Source organism: bacterium (assembly GCA_030654305.1).
In the GTDB taxonomy this organism is placed as follows: Bacteria; Krumholzibacteriota; Krumholzibacteriia; order LZORAL124-64-63; family LZORAL124-64-63; genus PNOJ01.
Genome location: JAURXS010000230.1, coordinates 1 through 8,329, shown reverse-complemented (window position 1 = coordinate 8,329; position 8,329 = coordinate 1). Strand labels below are relative to the sequence as shown.

9 protein-coding genes are annotated in these 8,329 nt (G+C 71.9%); all 9 read left to right on the top strand.

The window, feature by feature from the left end:
- Positions 1–691 (top strand): exonuclease domain-containing protein (locus Q7W29_06415; GenBank protein ID MDO9171449.1); only part of this gene is annotated, 691 nt, incomplete at its 5' end.
- 144 nt (positions 692–835) lie between these two features.
- Positions 836–1,018, top strand: a complete 183-nt coding sequence (locus tag Q7W29_06410; GenBank protein MDO9171448.1) for a hypothetical protein — start codon at positions 836–838, stop codon at positions 1,016–1,018.
- 46 nt (positions 1,019–1,064) lie between these two features.
- The gene (locus Q7W29_06405) at positions 1,065–1,589 is read left to right on the top strand and encodes a hypothetical protein (GenBank protein ID MDO9171447.1); all 525 of its coding nucleotides are present in this window, start codon (positions 1,065–1,067) and stop codon (positions 1,587–1,589) included.
- Positions 1,586–2,455, top strand: a complete 870-nt coding sequence (locus Q7W29_06400) for a hypothetical protein (protein MDO9171446.1) — start codon at positions 1,586–1,588, stop codon at positions 2,453–2,455. The genes Q7W29_06405 and Q7W29_06400 overlap by 4 nt, the downstream gene beginning before the upstream one ends.
- Before the next feature lie 80 nt (positions 2,456–2,535).
- A complete protein-coding gene (locus tag Q7W29_06395) occupies positions 2,536–3,030 on the top strand; it encodes a transcriptional repressor (protein ID MDO9171445.1) in 495 nt (164 codons plus the stop codon).
- 62 nt (positions 3,031–3,092) lie between these two features.
- Entirely contained in the window at positions 3,093–4,241 is a 1,149-nt protein-coding gene (alr, locus tag Q7W29_06390; protein MDO9171444.1) for an alanine racemase, read from the top strand.
- Between the two features lie 2 nt (positions 4,242–4,243).
- Positions 4,244–4,705 (top strand): TerB family tellurite resistance protein, encoded by a 462-nt coding sequence (locus Q7W29_06385; GenBank protein ID MDO9171443.1) that lies wholly within the window; start codon positions 4,244–4,246, stop codon positions 4,703–4,705.
- A 229-nt stretch (positions 4,706–4,934) separates the two neighbouring features.
- Entirely contained in the window at positions 4,935–6,101 is a 1,167-nt protein-coding gene (locus Q7W29_06380) for a hypothetical protein (GenBank protein ID MDO9171442.1), read from the top strand.
- Positions 6,102–6,266: 165 nt separating this feature from the next.
- Positions 6,267–8,329 (top strand): C25 family cysteine peptidase (locus tag Q7W29_06375; protein MDO9171441.1); only part of this gene is annotated, 2,063 nt, incomplete at its 3' end.

Below are 8,329 nucleotides of genomic sequence, written 5' to 3'. Positions count from 1 at the left end.
CGAGAGCCTGCCGGACGTCGCGCGCTCGCACGACGGCCGCTGGATCGCCCTGGACGCCCCCTTCCTCGGCGTGAACCTCGACGCCGCGCGGCTGGTGGCGGTCGATCTGGAGACCACCGGCAGCCTGATCGGGGTGGACTGCATCATCGAGGTCGGGCTGGCGGTCTGGGAGTCCGGACAGGTGGTGCAGCAGTTCAGCAGCCTGGTCCACAACACGCGCCGCGTTTCGCCGCGCATCCGCAAGCTCACGGGCATCGAACCCAACCAGCTGCACGAGGCGCCCCCCTTCGAGGAGGTGGCGCCGGTGGTGGCGGACCTGCTGCGCGGCGCCCACGCCTTCGTCGCCCACGACGTCCGCTTCGACCTGAACTTCCTGCGCTGGGAGCTGGAGCGCCTGGGCCACGACCTGCCCGAGATGCCGGGGCTCTGCACGCTGCAGCTGGCGCAGCAGCTGTGGCCCAGCCACGACGGCTGGCGGCTGCAGGACCTGGCCGGCTCCTTCTCCGTCACCCATCGCCACCCCCACCGCGCCGGCGAGGACGCCCTGGCGACCGCCGGCGTGCTCGCGCACGCCGTCGCCGACGCCGGCGTCCTCGGCGCGGTGACGCTCGCCGACCTCTTCCGCCTGCCCGCGCTCGTCGCGGTCGACGACGGCCGCGACGACCTGTTCGCCGCCGACGCGGCCGGCTGAGACGACGCTCCCGCCGCGGAACTCTTCCCACCCTCGGTGGTTGACGCGGACGCCCCGATGATATAGGATGCCCCGCGTGTTGCGATGAGGCGCTGTGGACCGGTGGTTCGCGGCCGAACGAACACCGGGATCAAGGAGGATGCCGTGCAGCGACGCAGGGAAGAAGCTGGTGTGCTGGTCCGTGACAAATCGTTCGTGAAGTTCGAACGGCTGCTGGCCAAGGCCGAAGCCGAGGGCCGCATCGACGGCGACTACAAGTGCCTGGTGTGCGGCATGCGGTACTCTCAGAAGGACGAGGCCGAGATCTGCTGCAAGATCCTCCCGTAACCCCAGCCTGGCTCCCCGGTCGGGCCGACGGGAACCGGTGCGAATCATGACCATCCCGCAGTACTGTTCCGTCTGCAAGACGGAGTACGACATGGCCGTCGTCCCCACCGCCGACGGGGACGACGACGGCGTCGTCTGGCTGCAGTGCCCCAACTGCCGGGGCTTCCTGCCGAAGGTCAGCTCTAGCCTGGCGCTGCGCGGCGGCGCGGCCGCGGCGGCGACCGCGGGCGCGACGGTCGAACTCGTCGGGTTCGACGACGCCGACGGCGACACCGATGGCGAAGACCACCACGACGACGAGCCGCGCGCGGCGGCGGAACCGGCGCCGGCGACGGCCACCGCGACGGACGACGTCGCCGAACTGCTCGCCGACCTGGACCTCGAGAAGGCGGTGCCCTACCGGCCGTGGCAGACCTACGCCGAGGGCGACGTGATCCACCACCTGGCCTGGGACGATTTCGGGCTGGTGGTCGGCAAGGAGATGCTGCCGGGCAACCGACGCGTCGTCCTGGTGCGCTTCGCCGCGGCCGGCATGGTGCGCCTGATGGAACAGGACGGCGTGGGGCCGTGAACGCGACGGTCGGGCGCTTCGCGCTGACAGCCGCACTCTGCACGCTGCTCGCCTCGGCCGCCCCGGCCGCGGCGCCCTGGGACGACGACCTGCCCTGGCCCTTCCTCGACGACGGCCGCGCCTTCCGCGTCACGGCCTCCCGCTACGACGACCCGTCCTCCGGCTGGAACCTCGGCGTGCTGGAGGTTGCGACCGTCCTGCGGCGCGACGGCCGGGGCGTCGCCTACCTGCGCTGGCCCCACCTGGACTTCGCGAGCGACGACCTGCCGGTCCTGGAACGCTGGCCGGACGCCGCCGGCGAGGGCGCGACCGCGGGCTGGCCGGGAGAGACGCAGGTATCCGGCTGGGGACGGCCAGCGGCCGGCTGGCTCGGCCGGATGCGCGCCCCCCTGCTGGGGCCGCTGGTGTGCGGGGCCGAACTCGCCATGCCCTTCGCGAGCAACGCCCTCTATCCCTTCGCCGCGCGCAGCATCGCGCTGCGGCTGCAGGCCCGGCGCGAGTGGCGGTTCGCCGAACGCGTCACCCTGGAGGCCGGCGGCGGCCGCACGCTGAACCTGGGCGCGGCCGGCGACGTGTTCTCCGCTTCCGCCTTCCCCGGGCGGAGCGAACTGTCGGCGGGCCTGGCCTGGCGGCCCTCGCCCGCGACGGTGGTCGGGCTGGCCGCGGTGCGCGGCGTCGGCGGGCGCGACAGCCGGCGGCTGCGCCTGGCGCTCGAACTGCCGCTGCGGGCCGAACTGCGCCTGCAGGCCGGCTGGACCCGCGAATTCGCCGACGCCCCCGACCGCCTGTTCCGTGACGGCTTCTCGCTCGGGCTCGCCCTGCCGGCGCTGGCCGCTCCCGGCGGGAATGTCGACGAGGCGCCTTGACAGCCGCGCGAACTCGCTGTATCAAATAGCGTGAACATGGATATCAGAATCACGTTATCCCCAGCGGGAGGTCGAGGCACGTGTCGATCCGAAAAGAAGTGGCGCCCGAAGCGGTCAAGGAGAAGGAGCGCGCCTTCCAGAAGTTCATCCAGACGCGCGGCTTGAAGACCACCAAGCAGCGCAACACCATCGTCAGCGTCTTCTTCAACCTGAAGGGCCACGTGTCGGTCGAGGAGCTGCTGCGCGAGGTGAAGGCCGTCAACCCGCGGATCGGCTATGCGACCGTCTACCGCACCCTGCACCTGCTGGTGGAGAGCAGCCTGGTCGAGGAGCGCCGCTTCGGCGACGGCCTCGCCCGCTACGAGGGCCACTCGGAGGTCGAGCACCACGACCACATGATCTGCCAGAACTGCGGCCAGATCTCCGAGTTCTACAACCCGCAGCTCGAGGCCCTGCAGGAGAAGCTCGCGGCCGAGCACGCGTTCACGATCCACCGTCACCGCCTGGAACTCTACGGCACCTGCGCGGACCCCGAGTCCTGCAACAACCGCAAGCGCGCCCAGGAAGGCAACTAGCTCTCCACTCAACCAGGGTGTCCGGCGCGCGACGCACCACGCCCGAGTCCGGGGATGTCCCGATGGAACCGACCGGCTGGCTCCGCATCCTGGTCGACCACGCCGCCCTGCGCGACAACGCGAGGCGCTTCCGCGAACTGATCCCGCCGGCCTGCCGGCTGCTGACGGTCGTGAAGTCCGACGGCTACGGCCACGGGCTGCTGCCGGCGGCCCGCGCGTTCCTGGACGGCGGCGCCGACCTGCTCGGCGTGCACACGGTCGGGGAGGCCGCGGCCCTGCGCGACGGCGGCATCGACGCCCCGGTGCTGATCCTCGGACCGGTGAACGCCGCGGGGGCCGCGCTCGCGGCTCGGCTCGGCGTCGAGGCGACCGTGGGTTCGCTGGCGGGCCTGGAGGCCGCGCGTCTCGCGGCCGACGCCGCGCGCCCCCTGCGGCTCCACCTCAAGGTCGAGACCGGCGTCAACCGGCAGGGCATCGTCGAAGGCGAGCTGGACGCGGCGCTCGCCGTGCTGGACGGCACGCCCGGGCTGGAGCTCGTCGGCGTCTCCAGCCACTACGCGGACATCGAGGACACCACCGACCACACCTGGGCCCGCGCGCAGACCGCGCGGTACGACGACTGGCTCTCCCGGCTGGCCGCGCGCGGCCACGGCGACCTGCAGCGGCACATGTCGTGCAGCGCCGCGACCATCCTCTGGCCCCAGGACCGGCGCGACATCGTGCGCGTGGGCATCGCCGCGTACGGCGTCTGGCCCTCGCGCGAGACGCTGGTCTCGGCCCGCGCCGCCGGCACCTCCGGCCTGGACCTGCGCCCGGCGGCGACCTGGATCTGCGGCATCGCCCAGGTCCGCGTCGTGCCCGCCGGCGAGACCGTGGGCTACGGGCGGACCTGGCGGGCGCCCGTCGATTCGCGCATCGCCGTGCTGCCGCTGGGCTACGCCGACGGCTATCCGCGGCGACTCTCCAACCGGGCCCATGTGCTGGTGCGCGGCCAACGCGCGCCGGTGCGCGGCCGGATCTGCATGAACCTGACCATGATCGACGTGACGCACATCGCAGGCGCGGCGGCGGGGGACGACGCGGTGCTGCTCGGATCCCAGGGCGACGACCGCATCGGGGCCGAGCTGCTCGCCGACTGGCTCGACACGATCCCCTACGAAGTGCTGACCCTGCCCGGCTCCGGCTGGGAGCGGATCGTCGACGGGAGGTGACCGTGTTCGAAGCGTTGCGCAAGCTGATGACGCAGGACGTGACGGCCGTGGCGGGCGACGTCGCCAACGCCGACCATCGCCGCCGCCTGGCCACCGCCGCGCTGCTGCTGGAGGTGGCCTGGGCCGACGACACCGCCGCCGGCGCCGAGAGGGCCTCGATCGCCGGCATCCTCGGCGACCGCTTCGGTCTCGACGCGCGGGAATCGTCCGCGCTCATGGACGCCGCCGAAGCGCACCGCCACGACGCGACCGACCTCTACAACACCACCAGCCTGCTGCGCACCGCGCTGACGAGGCAGGAGCTGCGCGACGTCCTGGAGGCGCTGTGGCGCGTCGTGTACGCCGACGGCGTGCTCGACGCCCACGAGGACGCCCTGCTGCACCGCATCTCCCGGATGCTCGGGCTCGACCACGCCGAACTCATCGCGCTGAAGCTCAAGGTGCGCGACGGTCCCACCGACTGACGGATCCCGACGCTGCGGTACCGAGGCGGACGTCCAGTGTACTTCCCGGTACGCGCCGGTGACGGGGCCCCGTGCCGATCGTCGTCGCAACGTCTTGTAAAATCATCGATTTCACTCCTCAGCCTCCCTTGGCACCTCTCGTGCAGTCCAGCCGCACCACGGGCGAGGAACGTCCCGGCGCCGGAGCGAGCTTCCGGGCGGGACCGGGGTCGGAACGAGGGAGGCGATCATGGACACCGCGAAGCTGAACCGAACACTCCAACTGACGGGACTGCTGGTCCTGGCCGCGCTGCTGTCGCTGGGCCTGGCCGGCTGCGGCGACGACAAGGGCGCGACCGTGCCCGCCGTCACGGCCGTCGACGACTACGACGCCATGGATCTGGACAAGGCCTACGGCGGCCTGACCTACACGGACGAGGCGCCGGCCTTCGACGATGACTACTACGCCACGATGTCCCTCGAGGACCAGGAGTCGGCGAGCGACGACCCCCTGCAGGACGACGCCGAGGTGCTGGAACTCGAGGACGCCGCCCTGCTGCCCGCCGGCGACGGCGCGCCGCCGCCCCCGCGGATCGTCGCGCTGCGCCTGACCTGGGGCCGGCTCGACGGCGCGCCCGAGGACATCCGCGAAGAGGTGCAGGGCCTGGACTGGAGCGGCCGGCTGCGCGTGGACCGCGGCCTGGTCGTGGTGCGGCGCGTGATCCTGTTCGAGCGCCCGCGCGACCACCTGGTGCTGCCCCGACCCGACCGGCGCAGCGTGGCCTGGGTCTCCCACACCGGTCCGCACTTCGACGGTCTGATCGTGGAGATCATCGAGCCCGCCGCCCCGGCCGATTCCGCGGGCGCCGGGACGTTGCCGCCGAACGTGCTGCACCTGGTCACGCCGCTGATCGCGCTGGACGTCCCGGTGGCGGATCTCGCCGGCCTGGACGTCACCCGCCCCGTCGACGAACTCGGCAACGCCCTGCGCCTCGAAGGCCACCGCGTCACCGACGAGGACCTGTGCCCGAAGGGCTTCCTGGGCGGCGTCTGGCTGGCCGACCGCGACTCCACGACCGCCGAGGGCGGCGTCTTCAAGGGTCGCTGGGTCGGTCTCTGGGGTCGGCTGCACGGCTTCATGCGCGGCCGCTACGGCCTGGACAGCCGCGGCGAGCGGGTCCTTTTCGGCAAGTACATCGACACCAGCGGCCGTTGCCGCGGCCTGCTGGCCGGCACCTGGGAGGCCGCGGACGAGAACGGGCGCGGCCGGTTCCACGGCGAGTGGCACAACGAGGTCGAGACGGTCGAGGGCGTCCTGGGCGGCGATTACCACCGGGCCGCCGAACGCCCCGGCGGCTTCTACGCGGGCCGCTGGGCCACCGTCTGCGACCCGGAAGCCGTGGAATCCATTCCCTGACATCGAGTTAGCCATGATCCCGCCAGGAGGGCGGCGGCGGTCCCCTTGGGGGGCCGCCGCTTTTCGTCGGACCTTCCGCGTTGTCAGACGCCATGCCCATGAGGTATAATCAAATACCCGCATCAGACTACCGAATCTTGCCTGTCCCGAGCCTGAGGAGACACGATGAAGCGCTCTTGGTGCAAGGCAGCCGTCTTGCTGCTGTCGCTGCAGGTCCTGGCTGCGGTCGCTTCTGCGGCGTGGGTCGCGACGGACGGCGGGGCCGTCGCGCTGCCGCAGGTCGTCGCGACCGGTGCCGCCGACGTGGTCACGCTGCGGATCGAGGTCCCGGGTTACGACCTCGAAGGCGCGCTGGTCGACGGCCGCCCCTACGCCAAGCTGGGGCTGCCCGGCGAGGCCTGGCTGATGGAGAAGGGCCTGCCCGAACTGCCGATGATCTGCCGCAGCGTCGCCATCGCCGGCACCGGCGTGCCGGTCCTGCGGGTCGTCGCGAGCGAGTGGACCGAGACCGCCGTCGATCCCGTCCTGCCGTCCAAGGGCCACCTGACCCGCGATCTCGACCCGGCCGGCATCGCCTTCACCTTCGACGCCCTCTACCGCGACGGCGGGGTCTACCCCCGCGAGACGGCGAGCCTCGGCGACCCGTACATCGTGCGCGACGAGCGCGGCGTGGCCCTGCGCGTGGTGCCGTTCCAGTACGACGCCGGCCGCGGCGTGCTGCGCGTGCTGCGCAGCATGACCCTCGAGGTCGTCACCAAGGGCACCGGCGGCCTGAACGAGCTGGCCGGCGCCGGCGCGGCCGCCGTCGATCCCGAATTCGCCCGCATCTACCGCGGTCTGTTCGCCAACTACGGCGCCGACAAGTACGTCGCCATCGGCACGACCGGCCGGATGCTCGTCGTCACGGCCGACGCCTACCAGGGCGCGCTGGCCCCGTTCGTCGCCTGGAAGCAGCAGAAGGGCATCCCGGTCGAGATGATCACGATGTCCTCGGTGGGCGGCACCGCCGCCGGCGTCCAGAACGCCATCACCAGCCGCTACGGGTCGGCCGACGGCCTCACTTACGTGGTGCTCGTGGGCGACATCGCCGACGTGCCCACGCGCGTCGGCTCCTACGAGAGCGCGGACTCGGACCCGACCTACGCCATGGTGGCCGGCTCGGACCTCTACCCCGACCTGTTCGTCTCGCGCATCTCGGCCTCCAACGTCGGCGAGGTCCAGCTGCAGGTCGCCAAGTTCGTCCGCTACGAGCGCGACCCCGACACCGGCGCCGCCGCCGAGTGGTACCACAAGGGGTCCGGCCTGGCCTCGAACGAGGGCACGCCGACCGACTACGAGCGCTGCAACCTGCTGCGCACCGACCTGCTCGCCTACACCTTCACCCAGGTCGACCAGATCTACCAGCCGACCGGGACCACGGCGATGATCTCGGCCGCCCTGAACGAGGGCCGCAGCCTGGTCAGCTACATCGGCCACGGCAGCGGCACGAGCTGGAGCAACCCGCCGTTCGCCAACAGCAACGTCCTGGCCCTGACCAACGGCTGGAAGCAGCCCTGGCTGCTGGACGTGAGTTGTTCCAACGGAGACTTCTCGACCGCGGTCTGCTTCGCCGAGGCCTGGCTGCGCGCCGGCTCGGTCGCCCAGCCCAGCGGCGCCGTCGGCACCTACTCGGCCTCGACCCTGGCCTCCTGGGTGCCGCCCTGCGAGATGCAGGCCCACGCCGTGGACCTGCTCGTCGCCGAGCAGGCCAACATCCTGGGCGCCCTGTACTACTACGGCGGCATGCAGGTGCTCGACACCTACCCCACGGGCGAGGGCCCGAAGCTCATCGAGCAGTACAACATTTTCGGCGACTGTTCGCTGATGGTCCGCACCGACGCGCCCCTGGAGATCGCGCCCTCGCACCTGCCGGTCGTCCAGCTCGGCGCCCCGGGCTTCCAGGTCGACGTCGGCGTGCCCGGCGCCGTGGCCTGCCTGTCGCGCGACGGCGTTATCCACGGCACGGCCGTCGCCGACGCGGGCGGGCTGGCGGACATCGTGCTGGACATCCCGGTGACCGTGCCCGGCGACATGACCCTCACGGTGACCGGCTACAACCTGACGACCTACCAGGCGACCCTGCTGGCCATCAACCCCTCGGTGGTCTTCCTGGTCCCGGCGGCGATCGACGCCAACGTCCCGACGGACGTCACCGTGACGGTGTACGGCCCCGACGGCACGACCCCGCT

Coding starts and splice junctions, on each gene's coding strand:
- Q7W29_06405 (MDO9171447.1), top strand. CDS start 1,065: ATGACCATCCCGCAGTACTGTTCCGTCTGCAAGACGGAGTACGACATG.
- alr (MDO9171444.1), top strand. CDS start 3,093: ATGGAACCGACCGGCTGGCTCCGCATCCTGGTCGACCACGCCGCCCTG.
- Q7W29_06380 (MDO9171442.1), top strand. CDS start 4,935: ATGGACACCGCGAAGCTGAACCGAACACTCCAACTGACGGGACTGCTG.